At 71.5% G+C, this 17570-nt stretch carries 15 protein-coding genes; 8 read left to right on the top strand and 7 right to left on the bottom strand.

Annotated features, from left to right (window positions below; all coding sequences use genetic code 11):
• Positions 1-99 precede the first annotated feature (99 nt).
• The 3 genes from OHA81_RS18650 (at position 100) to OHA81_RS18640 (ending at position 4007) form a co-directional block, all read left to right on the top strand.
• Positions 100-759: a response regulator transcription factor gene (locus OHA81_RS18650; RefSeq protein WP_329202374.1), complete on the top strand. Its 660-nt coding sequence runs from the start codon at positions 100-102 to the stop codon at positions 757-759.
• A 232-nt stretch (positions 760-991) separates the two neighbouring features.
• The gene (locus tag OHA81_RS18645) at positions 992-2941 is read left to right on the top strand and encodes a 2-oxoacid:acceptor oxidoreductase subunit alpha (protein ID WP_329197421.1); all 1950 of its coding nucleotides are present in this window, start codon (positions 992-994) and stop codon (positions 2939-2941) included.
• Positions 2934-4007, top strand: a complete 1074-nt coding sequence (locus OHA81_RS18640) for a 2-oxoacid:ferredoxin oxidoreductase subunit beta (protein WP_329197420.1) — start codon at positions 2934-2936, stop codon at positions 4005-4007. The genes OHA81_RS18645 and OHA81_RS18640 overlap by 8 nt, the downstream gene beginning before the upstream one ends.
• A 36-nt stretch (positions 4008-4043) precedes the next feature.
• Here the strand turns inward: OHA81_RS18640 and OHA81_RS18635 are convergent, their stop codons facing one another.
• On the bottom strand, positions 4044-4436 hold the full coding sequence (locus OHA81_RS18635; RefSeq protein ID WP_329197419.1) for a winged helix-turn-helix transcriptional regulator: 393 nt from the start codon (positions 4434-4436) through the stop codon (positions 4044-4046).
• 93 nt (positions 4437-4529) lie between these two features.
• Between OHA81_RS18635 and OHA81_RS18630 the strand changes: the two genes are divergently transcribed.
• From OHA81_RS18630 to OHA81_RS18620, 3 genes are all read left to right on the top strand, one after another.
• Positions 4530-5387: an SDR family oxidoreductase gene (locus OHA81_RS18630; RefSeq protein ID WP_329197417.1), complete on the top strand. Its 858-nt coding sequence runs from the start codon at positions 4530-4532 to the stop codon at positions 5385-5387.
• A 137-nt stretch (positions 5388-5524) separates the two neighbouring features.
• A complete protein-coding gene (rarD, locus tag OHA81_RS18625) occupies positions 5525-6526 on the top strand; it encodes an EamA family transporter RarD (protein ID WP_329197415.1) in 1002 nt (333 codons plus the stop codon).
• A gap of 202 nt (positions 6527-6728) precedes the next feature.
• A complete protein-coding gene (locus OHA81_RS18620; protein ID WP_329197413.1) occupies positions 6729-8057 on the top strand; it encodes a M28 family metallopeptidase in 1329 nt (442 codons plus the stop codon).
• Positions 8058-8079: 22 nt separating this feature from the next.
• On the opposite strand, the gene OHA81_RS18615 is transcribed toward OHA81_RS18620, so the two are convergent.
• From OHA81_RS18615 to OHA81_RS18600, 4 genes are all read right to left on the bottom strand, one after another.
• A complete protein-coding gene (locus OHA81_RS18615; RefSeq protein WP_329197411.1) occupies positions 8080-8496 on the bottom strand; it encodes a hypothetical protein in 417 nt (138 codons plus the stop codon).
• Complete coding sequence (locus tag OHA81_RS18610; protein WP_251050317.1) at positions 8493-8696, bottom strand: hypothetical protein; 204 nt, start codon at positions 8694-8696, stop codon at positions 8493-8495. The genes OHA81_RS18615 and OHA81_RS18610 overlap by 4 nt, the downstream gene beginning before the upstream one ends.
• Before the next feature lie 95 nt (positions 8697-8791).
• Entirely contained in the window at positions 8792-10015 is a 1224-nt protein-coding gene (locus tag OHA81_RS18605) for a LolA family protein (protein ID WP_329197406.1), read from the bottom strand.
• 213 nt (positions 10016-10228) lie between these two features.
• Positions 10229-11239 carry a polyprenyl synthetase family protein gene (locus OHA81_RS18600; RefSeq protein ID WP_329197404.1) on the bottom strand — a complete coding sequence of 337 codons (1011 nt, stop codon included), beginning with the start codon at positions 11237-11239 and terminating at the stop codon, positions 10229-10231.
• Positions 11240-11626: 387 nt separating this feature from the next.
• Between OHA81_RS18600 and OHA81_RS18595 the strand changes: the two genes are divergently transcribed.
• Entirely contained in the window at positions 11627-13630 is a 2004-nt protein-coding gene (locus OHA81_RS18595; protein WP_329197402.1) for a CocE/NonD family hydrolase, read from the top strand.
• A 20-nt stretch (positions 13631-13650) separates the two neighbouring features.
• On the opposite strand, the gene OHA81_RS18590 is transcribed toward OHA81_RS18595, so the two are convergent.
• Positions 13651-14469, bottom strand: a complete 819-nt coding sequence (locus tag OHA81_RS18590) for an HAD family hydrolase (protein WP_329197400.1) — start codon at positions 14467-14469, stop codon at positions 13651-13653.
• Between the two features lie 140 nt (positions 14470-14609).
• On the opposite strand from OHA81_RS18590, the gene fahA reads away from it, so the two are divergent.
• Positions 14610-15833 (top strand): fumarylacetoacetase, encoded by a 1224-nt coding sequence (gene fahA / locus OHA81_RS18585; protein WP_329197398.1) that lies wholly within the window; start codon positions 14610-14612, stop codon positions 15831-15833.
• An 89-nt stretch (positions 15834-15922) separates the two neighbouring features.
• On the opposite strand, the gene nuoN is transcribed toward fahA, so the two are convergent.
• Entirely contained in the window at positions 15923-17569 is a 1647-nt protein-coding gene (gene nuoN / locus OHA81_RS18580) for an NADH-quinone oxidoreductase subunit NuoN (protein ID WP_329202372.1), read from the bottom strand.
• Position 17570 lies beyond the last annotated feature (1 nt).

Below are 17570 nucleotides of genomic sequence, written 5' to 3'. Positions count from 1 at the left end.
GGTTCCGGGCCATCGGGCTGGGATGCTTGGCCCAGCCGGTGATCAGCGGGGTTCCGGCCTACGAGTGGACGCGGGAGCTGCTGAGTCGTGGAAGACAGGGTGCGGGTGGTCATCGCCGAGGATTCAGTGCTGCTGCGTGAGGGCCTGACCCGGCTGCTGACCGACCGGGGGCATGACGTCGTGGCGGGCGTCGGGGACGCGGAGGCCCTGGTCAAGACGGTGGCGGAGCTGGACGCGGAGGGTGCCCTGCCGGATGTGGTGGTGGCCGACGTGCGGATGCCGCCGACGCACACCGACGAGGGGATCCGCGCGGCGGTGCGGCTGCGCCGCGATCACCCGGGGATGGGCGTCCTCGTGCTGTCGCAGTACGTGGAGGAGCAGTACGCCACCGAACTGCTGGCCGGTTCCACCACGGGGGTGGGGTACCTGTTGAAGGACCGGGTGGCCGAGGTACGGGAATTCCTGGACGCCGTCGTGCGCGTCGCCCGGGGCGGCACCGCCCTGGATCCCGAGGTGGTCGCCCAGCTGCTCGGACGCAGCCGCAAGCAGGACGTGCTCGCGGGCCTGACGCCGCGCGAGCGCGAGGTGCTGGGGCTGATGGCCGAGGGGCGCACCAATTCGGCGGTGGCCAAGCAGCTCGTGGTGAGCGACGGGGCGGTGGAGAAGCACGTCGGGAACATCTTCATGAAGCTCGGCCTGTCCCCCAGTGACGGGGATCACCGGCGCGTACTGGCCGTTCTCACCTATCTGAGGTCCTGATCGACTGACACTCTTTCAGACGAGACGGCCGGCGCGTCCCCACCGACGCACCAGCCCGTCTCGAGGGCCGCACCGTCGGCGGTGCGGCATATTCGCGTATGGCACGGCGTCTGTCGGACAGACCGTCTGCGAAACGACGGTCCAGAATACGGGCGACCCAGGGAGCGAGCGGCCTGACGGACGTAGAGTTGACCTTGGGAGCGAACGCCCGCCTCGAAGGAGGTCCAGTTCAGTGACCAGCCAGGTCAGCAGCCCAGCCGAGCAGGCCGACGGGGCCGGAGAGTCCGTCGTCGGCGAGCAGCGCACGCCACCGCGACCAACCGGGGGCGGCAAGGAGATCCGCCGTCTCGACCGCGTGATCATCCGCTTCGCGGGTGACTCGGGTGACGGCATGCAGCTCACCGGAGACCGCTTCACTTCGGAGACGGCGTCGTTCGGGAACGACCTTTCCACGCTGCCGAACTTCCCGGCCGAGATCAGGGCGCCTGCCGGCACTCTTCCGGGTGTCTCGTCGTTCCAGCTGCATTTCGCGGACCACGACATCCTGACCCCCGGGGACGCGCCGAACGTGCTGGTGGCGATGAATCCGGCGGCGTTGAAGGCGAACATCGCCGATGTGCCGCGCGGCGCGGAGATCATCATCAATACGGATGAATTCACCAAGCGCCCGATGGCGAAGGTGGGCTACGAGACCTCCCCCCTGGAGGACGGCTCCCTTGCGGCGTACAACATCCACCCGGTGCCGCTCACGACGCTGACGGTGGAGGCGCTCAAGGACTTCGGGCTCTCACGGAAGGAGGCCGAGCGCAGCAAGAACATGTTCGCGCTGGGCCTGCTGTCGTGGATGTACCACCGGCCGACGGAGGGCACCGAGGCGTTCCTGCGGAGCAAGTTCGCGAAGAAGCCGGACATTGCCGAGGCGAACGTGACGGCGTTCCGGGCGGGCTGGAACTTCGGGGAGACGACCGAGGACTTCGCGGTCTCCTACGAGGTCGCCCCCGCCACCCGCGCCTTCCCGACCGGCACCTACCGCAACATCTCGGGGAACCTGGCCCTCGCCTACGGGCTCATCGCCGCAGGTCAGCAGGCTGATCTGCCGCTCTATCTGGGCTCGTACCCGATCACGCCCGCCTCGGACATCCTGCACGAGCTGAGCAAGCACAAGAACTTCGGCGTGCGGACCTTCCAGGCCGAGGACGAGATCGCCGGCATCGGCGCGGCCCTCGGCGCGGCCTTCGGCGGCGCCCTGGCGGTGACCACCACCTCCGGCCCCGGTGTCGCCCTCAAGTCCGAGACCATCGGCCTCGCGGTCTCGCTGGAGCTGCCGCTGCTGATCGTGGACATCCAGCGCGGCGGGCCCTCCACGGGCCTGCCCACCAAGACGGAGCAGGCCGATCTGCTCCAGGCGATGTACGGGCGCAACGGCGAGGCCCCGGTGCCGATCGTCGCGCCCCGCACCCCGGCGGACTGCTTCGACGCCGCTCTGGACGCGGCGCGGATCGCGCTGACCTACCGCACGCCCGTCTTCCTGCTCTCCGACGGTTACCTCGCCAACGGCTCCGAGCCCTGGCGGATCCCGGAGGTCGCCGACCTGCCCGACCTGCGCACCCGGTTCGCCGCCGCCCCGAACCACACCCTGGCCGACGACACCGAGGTGTTCTGGCCCTACAAGCGGGACCCGGAAACCCTGGCCCGCCCCTGGGCCGTCCCCGGCACCCCCGGCCTCGAACACCGCATCGGCGGCATCGAGAAGCACGACGGCTCGGGCAACATCTCCTACGACCCGGCCAACCACGACTTCATGGTCCGCACCCGCCAGGCCAAGATCGACGGGATCACCGTCCCGGACGTGGAGGTCGACGACCCGGACGGGGCCCGCACGCTCGTCCTGGGCTGGGGGTCCACGTACGGCCCCATCACCGCCGCCGTCCGCCGTCTGCGCGCCGCCGGCCTGCCCGTCGCACAGACCCACCTGCGCCACCTGAACCCGTTCCCGAGGAATCTCGGTGAGGTCTTGGGGCGTTACGACAAGGTAGTGGTGCCGGAGATGAACCTCGGGCAGCTGGCCACCTTGATCCGGGCGAAGTACCTGGTGGACGCCCAGTCGTACAACCAGGTCAACGGAATGCCCTTCAAGGCGGAGCAGCTCGCGAAGGTTCTCGAGGAGGCCATCAATGACTGACGTGACCGACGCGCCGACACCGTCGCTGCTCTCGCTGGTGCCCAAGGCCCAGGCCAAGCAGTCGATGAAGGACTTCAAGTCGGACCAGGAGGTCCGCTGGTGTCCGGGCTGCGGTGACTACGCCGTGCTGGCCGCCGTGCAGGGCTTCATGCCCGAACTCGGCCTGGCGAAGGAGAACATCGTCTTCGTCTCGGGCATCGGCTGCTCCTCCCGCTTCCCGTACTACATGAACACGTACGGGATGCACTCCATCCACGGCCGCGCGCCCGCCATCGCCACCGGCCTGGCCACCTCGCGCCGCGACCTGTCCGTCTGGGTCGTCACCGGCGACGGCGACGCCCTGTCCATCGGCGGCAACCACCTCATCCACGCCCTGCGCCGCAACGTCAACCTCAAGATCCTGCTGTTCAACAACCGGATCTACGGCCTCACCAAGGGCCAGTACTCGCCCACTTCGGAGCTCGGCAAGATCACCAAGTCCACGCCGATGGGCTCCCTCGACGCCCCCTTCAACCCGGTCTCGCTCGCGCTCGGCGCCGAAGCCTCCTTCGTGGCCCGCACCGTCGACTCCGACCGCAAGCACCTCACCGAGGTGCTGCGCCAGGCGGCCGACCACCGGGGCACCGCCTTGATCGAGATCTACCAGAACTGCAACATCTTCAACGACGGCGCCTTCGAGGTGCTCAAGGACCAGGAGCAGGCCCAGGAGGCCGTGATCCGCCTCGAACACGGACGGCCGATCCGGTTCGGCGTCGACGGCCACAAGGGCGTCGTGCGCAACCAGGCCACCGGTGACCTGGAGGTCGTCGCCGTCACGCCGGAGAACGAGGCGCGGATCCTGGTCCACGACGCGCACGCGGCGAGCCCGACGACCGCCTTCGCCCTCTCCCGCCTCGCCGACCCCGACACGCTCCACCAGACGCCCATCGGCGTCTTCCGCGACACCGACCGCCCGGTCTACGACACCCTCATGGCCGACCAGCTCGACACCGCGATCGACCAGCGCGGCAAGGGCGACCTGACCACGCTGCTGACCGGCAACGACACCTGGACGGTCGTTGGCTGACCCGCCGCCCGCCGCGCCGCGCCCGCCCGGACCCCGCTACGAGGTCCGGGCTTCGTCGTAGGCGAGGCGGGCCGCCTGGACGTCGGGCGTACGCCGCTCGGTCCAGCGCGCGAGCGCCCAGACCTGCTCGGCGGCCTCGCGGCCGAGCTCGGTGAGCGAGTAGTCGACGCGCGGGGGGATCACCGGATGCGCGTGGCGCAGCAGGAACCCGTCACGCTCCAGGGTCCGCAGGGTCTGGGTGAGCATCTTCTCGCTGACACCGCCCACCTCCCGGCGCAGTTCTCCGAACCGGTACGGCCGCTCCACCAGCGCGGCCAGGACGAGCACGCCCCACTGGCTGGTGACGTGTTCCAGCACCCCCCGCGAGGGGCACATCGGGGCTTTCACACTGGCGGTCTCCGCCGCTCCGGGCTCTTCCCTTACTCCCATACCAGTACCTTACTTCGAAGTGGGTACTTCCGGAAAGTTAGCGCTCTCCCTAGGGTAGTGACACAAGGCAACGCCGCACCAAGGAGAGCCACCATGAGCCGCATCGTCGTCACCGGAGCCACCGGAGCCCTCGGACGCCTGGTCGTCGGGGAACTGCTGACGCGGGTCCCCGCGGACCGGATCAGCGTCGTCGTCCGCAACGAGGAGAAGGCCGCCGACCTCGCCGCGCGGGGCATCGACGTACACGTCGCCGACTACGACGACCCGGCGAGCCTTACCGGCGCCTTCGCCGCGGGCGACCGGGTCCTGCTGATCTCGGGCAGCGAGGTCGGACGCCGCGTCCCGCAGCACACCGCCGTGATCGGGGCGGCCAAGGCGGCGGGCGTCGCGCAGCTCGCCTACACCGGGATCCTCGGCGGCCCGGAGGCGGACTTCGACCTGGCGGCCGAACACAAGGTCACCGAGCAGGCGATCCTGGACTCCGGGCTGCCCTACACCTTCCTCCGCAACGGCTGGTACCACGAGAACTACACCGCCCAGCTCCCCGTCGTCCTGGAGCACGGCGCGGTCGTGGGCAGCGCCGGCGAGGGCCGGATCGCCTCCGCCGCCCGGGCCGACTACGCGGCCGCCGCCGCGGCGGTGCTGACCGGCGAGGGGCACCTGAACCGGGTCTACGAGCTCTCGGGCGACACCGCCTGGAGCCTCGACGAGTACGCGGCCGAGGTGGCGAAGCAGTCCGGCCGCGAGGTCACGTACGCGGCGGTCCCGGCCGATGCCCACCTGGACATCCTGACCGGCGCCGGCGTCCCGGAGGGGTTCGCCGCGATCCTCGTCGACGTGGACGCGGCGATCTCGCGCGGGCGGCTGGCCGGCGCCAGCGGCGACCTGTCCCGGCTGATCGGGCGGCCGACCACACCCGTGGCGCAGGCGATCGCCTCGGCCCTGGCCTGAGCCCGCGGGGCTCCGGCCACCCGGGGTCCCCGGAGATGTCATGAGTATCTCCCGTTGACGGGCATGACATCGGGGCGCTGCGGCGCTACGGTCGTGGGGTTGTGAGATTGGCCGAAAAGTCGCACTGGAGGCGCCCCGTGAAGGCGGAGAACGAGCAGCGCACGGGTTTGCTCTACGGATTCGGCGCGTACGGGATGTGGGGGCTGGTGCCCCTCTTCTGGCCGCTGCTCAAGCCTTCCGGGGCGATCGAGATCCTCGCCCACCGCATGGTGTGGTCCCTGGCCGTGGTCGGTGTCGCACTCCTCGCGCTGCGCCGGTGGGGCTGGATCGCCGATCTGGTGCGCCGTCCGCGCAAGCTGGGCCTCACCGCGCTGGCCGCCTTCGTGATCAGCGTGAACTGGGGTCTGTACATCTGGGCGGTCAACAACGGCCAGGTGGTCGAGGCGAGCCTCGGCTACTTCATCAACCCGCTCGTCACCATCGCCATCGGCGTCCTGGTCCTGGGCGAGCGGCTGCGCCGGGCGCAGTGGGCGGCGGTCGCCATCGGCTGCGCCGCCGTGGTGGTGCTCGCCGTCGGGTACGGACGTCCGCCGTGGATCTCGCTGGTGCTGGCCTTCTCCTTCGCCACGTACGGGCTGATCAAGAAAAAGCTCAACATGGGCGGCCTGGAGTCGCTGACCGCCGAGACCGCGCTGCTGTTCCCGCCCGCCCTGGCGTACCTGGTGTGGCTCGGGGTGCGCGGCGAGTCGACGCTCACCTCCGAGGGTCTGGGGCACGGCGCGCTGCTCGCCGCCACGGGCCTGGTGACGGCGCTCCCGCTGATCTGCTTCGGGGCCGCCGCGATCCGCGTGCCGCTGTCCACCCTGGGGCTGCTCCAGTACCTGGCGCCGGTGTTCCAGTTCGGGCTCGGGGTCGTCTACTTCCAGGAGGCGATGCCGCCCGAGCGCTGGGCCGGCTTCTCCCTGGTCTGGGTCGCGCTGGTGATCCTGACGTGGGAGGCGCTGCGCACCTCGCGCCGCAACCGGGCCCGCCTCGAAGCGCCCGCCCCGGCCACCGCCGCCGCCCCGGTCGGCACCACCGTCCCGGGCGTCACCGCCGTACCTCCCGCGGCCGCGGCACCGGCCCGCGAGCCCGCGTAACAGCCGCCCGCAGCACCTCACGATCCCCGGTACGGACCACCCGTACCGGGGATCGTCCGTTTTCCGAACGCCCCTGACCGGATTGCGCTCTTGACGGACCGTCACGGGCTCCCTGAGCATCGGGCTCGAACTGACGCACGCACGCTCACCCGCTCGATACCGCACGTTCCGTCTCATCCCCAACGGAATCCGGAGCCCCCACATGAGCCTGTCCGTCTCCCGGCGCCTCGCCGCCGTGACCGCGCTCGCGGTCACGGCGGCAGGACTGTACGCGGCCACGACCCCGGCCGCCCTCGCCGCCCCCGCCCCCACGGCGGTCACGGCGGCGCCCACCCCGCCCGACATCCCGGTGGCCAACGTCAAGGCCCACCTGGCACAGCTCCAGTCCATCGCCACCGCCAACGGCGGCAACCGCGCCCACGGCAAGGCCGGCTACAAGGCATCGGTCGACTACGTGAAGGCCAAGCTGGACGCGGCCGGGTTCACCACGACCCTGCAGACCTTCACCTCCAGCGGCGCCACCGGCTACAACCTGATCGCCGACTGGCCGGGCGGCGACCCCAACTCCGTCCTGATGGCCGGCTCACACCTGGACTCGGTGAACGCCGGCCCCGGCATCAACGACAACGGGTCGGGCAGCGCCGCGATCCTGGAGACGGCGCTCGCCGTCTCCCGCGCCCAGCTGCAGCCCACGAAGCACCTGCGGTTCGGCTGGTGGGGCGCCGAGGAGCTGGGCATGGTCGGCTCGAAGTACTACGTGAACAGCCTGCCGGCCGCCGAGAGGTCGAAGATCTCCGGCTACCTGAACTTCGACATGATCGGCTCGCCGAACCCCGGCTACTTCGTCTACGACGACGACCCGACGATCGAGCAGACCTTCAAGACCTACTTCGCGGGCCAGAACATCCCCACGGAGATAGAGACCGAGGGCGACGGCCGCTCCGACCACGCACCGTTCAAGAACGCGGGCATACCGGTCGGTGGCCTGTTCTCCGGCGCCGACTACACCAAGACGGCCGCCCAGGCGCAGAAGTGGGGCGGCACCTCCGGTCAGGCCTTCGACCGCTGCTACCACGCGTCCTGCGACACCTCGGCGAACATCAACGACACCGCGCTCGACCGCAACTCCGACGCCATCGCCTACGCGGTGTGGACCCTCGGCGCGGCCACCCAGGTACCGCCGGGCCCGTCCTTCGAGAACACCACCGACGTGGCGGTCCCGGACTCCCCCGCCCCGGCGGTGACCTCGCCCATCACGGTCTCGGGCGTCGCGGGCAACGCGCCGGCGACCACCAAGGTCGACGTGAACATCGTCCACACCTACCGCGGTGACCTGGTGATCGACCTGCTCGCCCCGGACGGTACGGCGTACCGGCTCAAGAACTCCGGCTCGGACTCGGCGGACAACGTCATCACCACGTACACGGTGAACGCGTCGAGCGAGGTGGCCAACGGCGTGTGGAAGCTCCAGGTCAAGGATGTGGCGGCGCAGGACACCGGCTACATCAACAGCTGGCGGATCACCTTCTGACCGCCCCCGCCGCCCGGCTTCGCTACGCGTCCTCTCCGTGGCCGCGCAGCGAGGCCGGCAGCGGTTCCCTTATGAGGGCGCGCAGTTCCTCGGCCACCGTCCCGACATCCGCGCGGCCGGTCTTCGCCGCCTCGACCAGATCGCCGAGATCCTCCGGCGAGGGCAGCTGCTTCGCTCCCGCCACGCGCAGGTAGGAGCGGGTGGCGGCGGCCGCGTAGAACTCGTTCATCGGGGATTCGAGCGCCGGGCAGACCGCGAGGGTGTGCAGGAACGCGGCGGCCCGCCACGCGGTGTCCGGGGCGGGCTGTTCGGGCACGAGGACGAGGTCGTTCTGGTGCCGGGCGACGGCGGCGGCCACCCCGGAGGGGTCCCATACGGCGGGATCCGACGGCAGGTGATGGGCCAGGGCGGTCCAGGCCCATTCCATGGTGATCTTCAATTGCCGAACCGCTCCTGGAAGTAGCCCCAGTGGTCGGCGAACTCGTCTATGCCGGACAGGAACGACTTGCGGTCCTCGTCCAGTTCGCGTTCGGTGACCTCGGTGATCAGCGCGGTGACCGTCGTACCCAGTGCCGCCGCGCGCGCCTTGAGGCGTTCGTGGAACTCTTCGTCCAGGCGGATGGTGACGTGTCTCGACATGCCCTCACCGTACAGCGGCCGCGCTGTACGCGGGAGCGGAACGGCGTGGGGGTGGCCCGGGACACAGTCCCGGGCCACCCCCGTTTCCCGCGCGGTTACTTGGCGGAGTTGGCCGTCTTCACGAGCGCGTCCTTGGTGACCGCGCCCACGTAGACCTTGCCGTCGTCCGTGATCAGGGCGTTGACCAGGCGGGTCGAGAAGATGCGGCCCGAGCCGAAGGAGCCGTTGACCTTGTCCCCGAGGGAGTCGAGGAACTGCTTGGCCTCCTTCGGGGCGTCCTTGCCGTTGGCCGCGCTCTCGGCGTCCTTGAGGCCCTTGCCTCCGGGTACGGAGATCTGGGCGACCGAGGCCCAGCCCTCGCCGAGCACCTTCACCTCACCCTTGCCGGCGCCGGCGGCACCGCCCGTCAGGCCCTGGAAGCCGGGGAGGGACTCCAGGCCCTTCCACTCCTTGCCGTGGCCGGCGTCCTTGCCGTGCCCGTCCGTGCCCTCGGTCAGCTTCGCGCCCTTGGGCGTGGTGAAGGCGAAGGTGTCGGCGGCCGGCTTGGCGAAGTCGACCTTGGTGAAGCCCGCGTCCACGATCGGCTTGCCGCCCTGGCTGGACAGCACCTGTACGCGCAGCGGCACACCGTTCTTGGCGTCCACGGCGATCTGCACCGAACCGACGGTGGAGCCGGCCTGCTTGGGCTTGAGCACCAGCTGGTAGGCGTCCCGCCCGGCCACCTGGGCGGTGTCGCCCACGCTGACGTCCGTCGTGGGGCCGGCGGCCTTGAGTGCCTCCTGCGCCATCTCCTGCGGCGAAGCGGGCATCCGCTCGCCCGCCTTGGGCTGGGCGCCCGGGCCGGAGTGGACGTCCTTCTCGTGGAAGACCTGGTTGGACTTGCTGTCGTACCCCCACACGTCCTTGCCGTTGTGGGTCAGGCTGTACTCGTCCTTCCCGTCGAGGAAGGTGAGCTTCTGGCGGTCCGGGCCGTCGGCCGCGATGCGGAAGGTGTGCGTCCCGTTCGCCAGCTGCGCGAGCTTGTCCTGCGGGTCGGCCGAACCACCGGTGACACCGCCACCGCCGCCGGCCCGGCCCAGCAGACCGCCCGCGAGGGTGGGCAGGCCCAGGTCGGTGCTGATCTTCGCGCTCCCGGAGAGCTGCTGGACGTCCGAGGCCGCGATCTTCTCGATGAGCTGCTGGGCGGTCACCTTCGGCAGGTCCGGATTCCCGGCGTTGGCGAAGGCCGGGACCATCGCGATGGTCGCGGCCGCCACGCCGAACACCGCGACCGGTACGGCGTACCGAGCGGCCTTGCGGGTCTTCGTGTTCGTTGCCATCTTCTCTGCCTGCCTCCGTAGATGCGTCGCGTCCACCCCCGGCCGTCACTCTCACCCGATCTGGTGGGGATGTGCCTCTATCTGACCAAAGGGGAGGGGCCGAAGGCGTCACTCCCCGGACTCAACCGGGCGTACAACCCAGGGATGACACGACACGGGCCCGGCATCCCCTACCCGTAGGGGATGCCGGGCCCGTCGGGGAAGCCGTACGGACTAACCGGCGCGGTGGACCACCGCGTCGCACAGCTCTTCGAGCGCCGACTTCGCGAAGCACTCGGGGAGGGGGGCCAGCGTGGCCCGCGCGTCCTGCGCGTAGCGGATGGTGTCGCGCCGGGCCTGCTCCAGGGCGGGGTGCACGCGCAGCCGGGCCAGGGCCTCGGCGTGCCGGGCGTCGTCGCTCAGGTCGCCGTCCAGGAGCCGTACGAGGTCCAGGTCGTCGGGGTCGCGGTCCCGCTCCGCCATCTCGCGCAGGCGCAGGACGGGCAGGGTGGGGATGCCCTCGCGCAGGTCGGTGCCGGGGGTCTTGCCGGACTCGTGGGAGTCGGAGGCGATGTCGAGGACGTCGTCGGCCAGCTGGAAGGCGATGCCGAGCCGTTCGCCGTACTGGGTCAGGATGTCGACCACGGACTCGTCGGCGCCCGCCATCAGCGCGCCGAACCGGCCGGAGACGGCGATCAGCGAGCCGGTCTTGCCGGCCATGACGTCGAGGTAGTGGGCGACGGGGTCGCGGCCGTCGCGCGGGCCGGCCGTCTCGAGGATCTGGCCGGTCACCAGCCGCTCGAAGGCCTCCGCCTGGATGCGTACGGCCTCGGGGCCGAGGTCGGCCAGGATGTGCGAGGCGCGGGCGAAGAGGAAGTCACCCGTCAGGACGGCGACCGAGTTGCCCCAGCGGGTGTTGGCGCTCTCCACCCCACGGCGCACCTCCGCCTCGTCCATGACGTCGTCGTGGTACAGCGTGGCCAGGTGGGTGAGCTCCACGACCACCGCGGACGGCACGATCCCGGGGGCGTACGGATCTCCGAAACGGGAGGCGAGCAGCACCAGCAACGGGCGGAACCGCTTGCCTCCGGCCCGCACCAGGTGCTGCGCGGCCTCGGTGATGAAGGGGACTTCGCTCTTGGTGGCCTCCAGCAGACCCGCCTCGACGGCGGCCAGTCCGGCCTGGACATCGGTCTCAAGAGCCTGGTCCCGCACGCTCAGTCCGAACGGCCCGACGACGGTCACGAGGGGTACTCCTGTCTGCTGACGATCACCTTGACGATCACATGGATTGTCGATGTGTCGCTGCCATCACTCAAGCCAGCGTATCCGGTCTGTTTTCGATCACCCAGAGCGCCTGCCCGGTCGGCACGCGCGCACCGCCCGATGTACACCGGTATGTTCGTCACGAGCCGAGACAACCGGAGATTGCCTTTTGTCCAGAACTGTCACCGGCACGGACGAGCCGGGGGATCCGGGGGCGGGCCGGCCGCCGCCCGGACCCCCGTCGGCGCGGCCGTCGTCGCAGCCCTTCCGGCCTCCCCCGGACGGCTGAGGGCGGGCCGCTTCGCCGTCACCGTGCTCGCGCCCCGGCCGAGGCGCACGACGCATACGTTCCCCGAGGCGGTCCGCATGATCATCCGTACCGACTTCCCCTACGAGACCACCCGCGAGGATGTCCGGATCCCGATGCCCGACGGGGTCGAGCTGTACGCCCGGATCTGGCGCCCGGTCACCGACGGGCCGGTCCCGGCGCTGCTGGAGTACCTGCCGTACCGCCTCACCGACTGGACCGCGCCGCGCGACGGGCAGCGCCACCCCTGGTACGCGGGCCACGGCTACGCCTCCGTGCGGGTGGACGTGCGCGGCCACGGCTGCAGCGGCGGCGTCCCCGGCGACGAGCACGACGCGCGGGAGCTCGCCGACGGGGTCGCGGTGGTGGAGTGGCTCGCGGCGCAGCCGTGGTGCACGGGCGCGGTGGGCATGTCCGGGATCTCCTGGGGCGGCTCCAACAGCCTCCGGATCGCAGCCCTCGCCCCCCGGGCGCTCAAGGCGGTCGTCACGGTCTGCTCCACCGACGACCGCTACGACAACGGGGGGCACTACCTGGGCGGCTCCGTCCTCGCCGCCGACATGCCCGCGCGGGCGGCGACGATGCTGGCCTTCGCCGCGCGGCCCCCGGACCCCCGGTACGCCGGCGACGGCTGGCGGGAGCAGTGGCTCACCCGTCTGGAGGCCCTGGAACCGCTGATCCACACCTGGCTCGCCCACCAGACCCGCGACGCCTACTGGAAGCACGGCAGCGTCCGCGAGGACCACGGGAACATCCGCGCGGCCGTCCTCGCGGTCGGCGGCTGGCACGACCCGTACCGGGACACCGTGCTGCGCCTGGTCGAGCACCTGCCCCGGGGCCGTGTCCGCGGGCTGATCGGCCCCTGGTCCCACCAGTACCCCGACCGGGGGCTGCCGCCGGGCCCGGCGATCGGCTTCCTCCAGGAAACCCTGCGCTGGTGGGACCACTGGCTCAAGGGCGAGGACAACGGGGTCATGGACGAACCGCTGCTGCGCTCCTGGATCAGCGAGTCGCACCCGCCGGCCACCGTCTACCCACGTATGGAGGGCCGCTGGGTGGGCGACGCCGCCTGGCCCTCGCCCTCGGTCGTGCCGGTGTCCTACGGGCTCCAGGGCGCGCCGGTGACGGTCGCCTCCCCGCAGCACACCGGGCTGGACGCGGGCCGGTTCCTCCCCCGCGGCAACGACGCGGACCTCCCGCCCGACCAGCGGGAGGAGGACGCCAAGTCGGCGTGCTTCGAGTTCCCGGTCGCGCCGGGCGAGCCGGTGGAGGTCCTGGGCCGGGCCCGGGTGACGCTGCGGCTGCGGATGGACGTCCCGTACGGGCAGGTGGTCGCCCGGCTCTGCGACGTCGCCCCCGACGGAGCCTCGACGCTGGTCACGCGCGGCGCGCTGAACCTGTCGGCGCGGGGCGGGCGGGAGCGGGCCGCGCCCTGGCCGGTGGGCTCGTACGAGGAGGTCACCTTCGAGCTGAACGGCATCGGGCACGCGTTCCCGCCGGGCCACCGGATCCGGCTGGCGCTGTCGTCGGCGTACTGGCCGTGGATCTGGCCCCGGGCCGGCTCGGAGGCGGGCTGGACCCTCGACCCGGCGGGCAGCACGCTGGAGCTGCCGCTGCGCACGGCGGGCCCGCTGGACGACGGCATCGTCTTCGAGGCGCCGGAGCAGGCGGAGCCGCTGGGGGTGGTGCAGCCGGCGACGCTGGACGAGCCGCGCCCGGAGCGGGTCGTCGTGCGGGACGTGGCCCGCGGGTCCTGGCGGCTGGAGGTGGACCCCCGGTACGGGGGGACGCGGGTGTACCCGGACGGGCTGGAGTGCGGTGAGGACGCGGTGGAGGAGTACGAGATCCGGTCGGCGGACGCCCTGTCGGCGCGGGCCCGCTCGCGCTGGCGGATCCGGCTGCACCGGCCGGAGCTGGGCTGGGAGGTCACCGTGGAGACCCGCTCGGAGGTCTCCTGCGACGCGGGCGGGTTCCTCACGTCGAACGAGGTGGTGTGCCGGGAGGGCGGCGAGGCGGTCTTCCACCGCACCTGGGAACGCCGCCTCCCGCGCACGGCGGGCTGACCGCCCGCCGGGGGGGTGCGTCAGCGGAACAGCCGCTCCAGGACCACCGCGATGCCGTCGTCCTCGTTCGACAGCGTCACCTCGTCGGCCACCGCCACCAGTTCCCGGTGGGCGTTGGCCATCGCCACCCCGTACGCCGCCCACCCGAACATCGGGACGTCGTTGGGCATGTCGCCGAAGGCGATCGTGGCCGAGGCGGCCAGGCCCAGGACGTCCGCGGCGCGCGAGAGGCCGCTCGCCTTGTCGATTCCCGGCGGCTGGAGCTCCACCGTGTGCTCCCCCGCCATCGTCACGTTGACGAGGTCCCCGACCACCCCGCGCGCGAGGCGCGTCAGTTCGTCGTCGTCCAGCTCAGGGTGCTGGAGCAGCACCTTGTTGATCGGCGCCGACCACAGGTCCGCGCGGCGCCCTACCCGGACCGTCGGCAGGTGCGGATGCGGCATCCGGTAGCCCGGCCCTATCAGCATCTCCGCGTCCACCCCCTCCTGGTCGACCGCCACGTACACCTCGCCGATCTCGGCCTCGATCTTGCCGAGGGCGACCTCCGCCAGACCCCGGTCCATGCACACGGAGTGCAACAGGCGCCCGCGCGCCGCGTCGTACACCTGCGCGCCCTGCCCGCACACCGCGAGCCCCGTGTAGCCGAGGCCGTCCAGTACGTGGCGCACCTGCGGGACCGGGCGGCCGGTCACGATGATGTGTTCGGCGCCTGCGGCGCGGGCACGCGCGAGGGCGGTGTGGGAACGGGCCGAGACGGTGTCCCCGGCGCGCAGCAGAGTCCCGTCCAGGTCGGTTGCGATCAAGGCGAAGGGAGGGGCCGGAGGCGGGGCGGAAGTCACGGCGCAAGGATACGGACCCCTTTGGACAAGTCCTACAAATAGCGCCCTAATCCGGCCTCCCGCCCGCCCCACCAGCAACGTAACGTGTCAACAAGCCCCCGGGACACCCCCGGACCGCGTCGAAAGCGAGGCAGCAACCCATGCCCCAGCAGAGCCCCCTCGATGTCCCCGAGGGCGACCCGTTCGGACCGCACAACCTGCCCTACGGCGTGTTCTCCACCGCCGAGGACCCCCGGCGCCGGGTCGGTGTGCGGATCGGCGGGTACGTCCTGGACGCCGGAGCGGCCGCGCTCGCGCTCGGTTCCCCCTACGCGGGCCTGCTCGGCCGGCCCTCGCTCAACCCGCTGCTCGCCGCCGGCCGGACCGCCTGGCGCGACGTACGGCGCGCGCTGACCGCCTGGGTGACCGACCCCGGCCACCGCGACACGGTCGAGCCGCACCTGATGCCGCTCGACGCCGTCACCCTGCACCTGCCGTACGAGGTCGCCGACTACGTCGACTTCTACGCGAGCGAGCACCACGCCACGAACGTCGGGAAGATCTTCCGCCCGGACGGTGACGCCCTCACCCCCAACTGGAAGCACCTGCCGATCGGTTACCACGGCCGCTCCGGCACCATCGTGGTCTCCGGCACCGACGTCGTACGCCCCAGCGGGCAGCGCAAGGCGCCCACCGACCCGGCCCCCGTCTTCGGCCCGAGCGTCAAGCTCGACATCGAGGCCGAGGTCGGCTTCGTCGTCGGCACCCCCTCGGAACTCGGCCGCCCGGTCGCGCTCGGCGAGTTCGAGGACCACGTCTTCGGCCTGTTCCTCCTCAACGACTGGTCCGCACGGGACATCCAGGCCTGGGAGTACGTGCCGCTGGGCCCGTTCCTCGGCAAGTCCTTCGCCACCTCCGTCTCCGCCTGGGTCACCCCGCTGGAGGCCCTGGACGCCGCCCGCGTCGCGCCGCCCGCCCGGGACTTCCCGCTGCTGCCGTACCTGGACGACTCGGACGCCGACCGCCCCGGCGGCTTCGACCTGCACATCGCCGTCTCCATCAACGGGCAGGAGGTGGCCCGGCCGCCGTTCGCCTCCATGTACTGGACCGCTGCCCAGCAGCTGGCCCACATGACGGTCAACGGGGCCTCCCTGCGCACCGGTGACGTCTACGGCTCCGGCACCGTCAGCGGCCCCGAGACCGACCAGCGCGGCTCCCTGCTGGAGCTGACCTGGAACGGCCGCGACGCCATCGAGCTCGCCGACGGCAAGCGCACCTTCCTGGAGGACGGCGACACCGTCACGCTCACCGCCTGGGCGCCCGGCCCCGACGGCAGCCGGGTGGGCCTCGGCGAGGTCACCGGCCGCATCACCGCCTCCCGCTGAGCCCGGCCGGGGCGACGGACGTCCCGGTCAGCCCGAGGGCCCGGCCCCCCTTCCTGCGGGGAGCCGGGCCCTCGGTACACCCGTAGGTGCTACCGCACGAACGTGCTCGCGTGCCCGGCCAGGTCGAGGAAGTACTGCGGCGCCACACCCAGGACCAGCGTCACCGCCACGCCCACCGCGATCGTGGTCATCGTCAGCGGCGAGGGCACCGCGACCGTCGGGCCGTCGGCCTTCGGCTCGCTGAAGAACATCAGCACGATCACCCGGATGTAGAAGAACGCGGCGACGGCGGACGAGAGCACACCGACCACGACCAGCACCCCGGCGCCGCCCTCCGCCGCCGCCTTGAACACGGCGAACTTCCCGGCGAAGCCGGACGTCAGCGGGATGCCCGCGAAGGCCAGCAGGAACACCGCGAAGACCGCCGCCGTCAGCGGCGAACGACGGCCGAGCCCGGCCCACTTCGACAGGTGGGTGGCCTCGCCGCCCGCGTCCCGCACCAGCGTGACCACGGCGAACGCGCCGATCGTCACGAAGGAGTAGGCGCCCAGGTAGAACAGGACGGACTTGACGCCCTCGGCGGAGGTGGCGATCACACCGGCCAGGATGAAACCGGCGTGCGCGATCGAGGAGTACGCCAGCAGCCGCTTGACGTCCGTCTGGGTCACGGCGATCACCGCGCCCGCCAGCATCGTGACGATCGCGACGCCCCACATCACCGGCCGCCAGTCCCAGCGCAGGCCCGGGAGCACCACGTACAGCAGACGCAGGAGCGCGCCGAATGCCGCGACCTTCGTCGCCGCCGCCATGAACCCGGTGACCGGGGTCGGGGCGCCCTGGTAGACGTCCGGCGTCCACATGTGGAAGGGGACGGCGCCGACCTTGAACAGCAGGCCCATCAGGATCAGCGCGCCGCCGATGAGCAGCAGCGCGTCGTTGCCCATGGTGGAGGCCAGCGCCGGGTCGATCTTCGAGACCGTGCCGTCCACGACGTCGGCGATCACCGCGTAGGAGACGGAGCCGGCGTAGCCGTAGAGCAGCGCGATGCCGAACAGCAGGAACGCCGAGGAGAACGCACCCAGCAGGAAGTACTTGACCGCCGCCTCCTGCGACATCAGCCGCTGGCGGCGGGCGAGGGCGCAGAGCAGGTACAGCGGGAGGGAGAAGACCTCCAGCGCGATGAACAGCGTCAGCAGGTCGTCGGCCGCCGGGAAGATCAGCATCCCGGAGATCGCGAACAGGGCCAGCGGGAAGACCTCGGTGGTCGTGAAACCGGCCTTGACGGCCGCCTTCTCGCTGTCGCTGCCGGGGACCGACGCGGCCTGCGCGGCGAAGGAGTCGACCCGGTTGCCGTGGGCCGCCGGGTCCAGGCGCCGCTCCGCGAAGGTGAACACGGCCACGATCGAGGCCAGCAGGATGGTGCCCTGCAGGAACAGCGCCGGTCCGTCCACGGCGATCGCGCCCATGGCGGCGATGCGCGCCTTGGCGTTCCCGTACCCGCCGGCTGCAAGGCCGACGACCGCCGCGAAGGCCGCGGCCAGCGCGGCGACGGCGAGGAACACCTGGACGTGGTAGCGGTACTTGCGCGGTACGAAGGCCTCGACGAGGACGCCGAGGACCGCCGCGCCCACCACGATGAGCGTGGGCGCGAGCTGCGCGTATTCGATGTGCGGGGCCGGGATCTTGGTGGCCGGGTCCGCGGCCGCCACTGTCAGCAGGCCCTGGGCAGCAGTCAGC

Source organism: Streptomyces sp. NBC_00667 (assembly GCF_036226825.1).
Classification (GTDB): Bacteria; Actinomycetota; Actinomycetes; order Streptomycetales; family Streptomycetaceae; genus Streptomyces.
This window is presented reverse-complemented; position numbering and strand designations above follow the sequence as displayed.

Coding starts and splice junctions, on each gene's coding strand:
- OHA81_RS18630 (WP_329197417.1), top strand. CDS start 4,530: ATGAGCCGCATCGTCGTCACCGGAGCCACCGGAGCCCTCGGACGCCTG.
- OHA81_RS18640 (WP_329197420.1), top strand. CDS start 2,934: ATGACTGACGTGACCGACGCGCCGACACCGTCGCTGCTCTCGCTGGTG.
- OHA81_RS18620 (WP_329197413.1), top strand. CDS start 6,729: ATGAGCCTGTCCGTCTCCCGGCGCCTCGCCGCCGTGACCGCGCTCGCG.
- fahA (WP_329197398.1), top strand. CDS start 14,610: ATGCCCCAGCAGAGCCCCCTCGATGTCCCCGAGGGCGACCCGTTCGGA.
- OHA81_RS18605 (WP_329197406.1), bottom strand. CDS start 10,015: ATGGCAACGAACACGAAGACCCGCAAGGCCGCTCGGTACGCCGTACCG.
- OHA81_RS18595 (WP_329197402.1), top strand. CDS start 11,627: ATGATCATCCGTACCGACTTCCCCTACGAGACCACCCGCGAGGATGTC.
- OHA81_RS18635 (WP_329197419.1), bottom strand. CDS start 4,436: ATGGGAGTAAGGGAAGAGCCCGGAGCGGCGGAGACCGCCAGTGTGAAA.
- OHA81_RS18610 (WP_251050317.1), bottom strand. CDS start 8,696: ATGTCGAGACACGTCACCATCCGCCTGGACGAAGAGTTCCACGAACGC.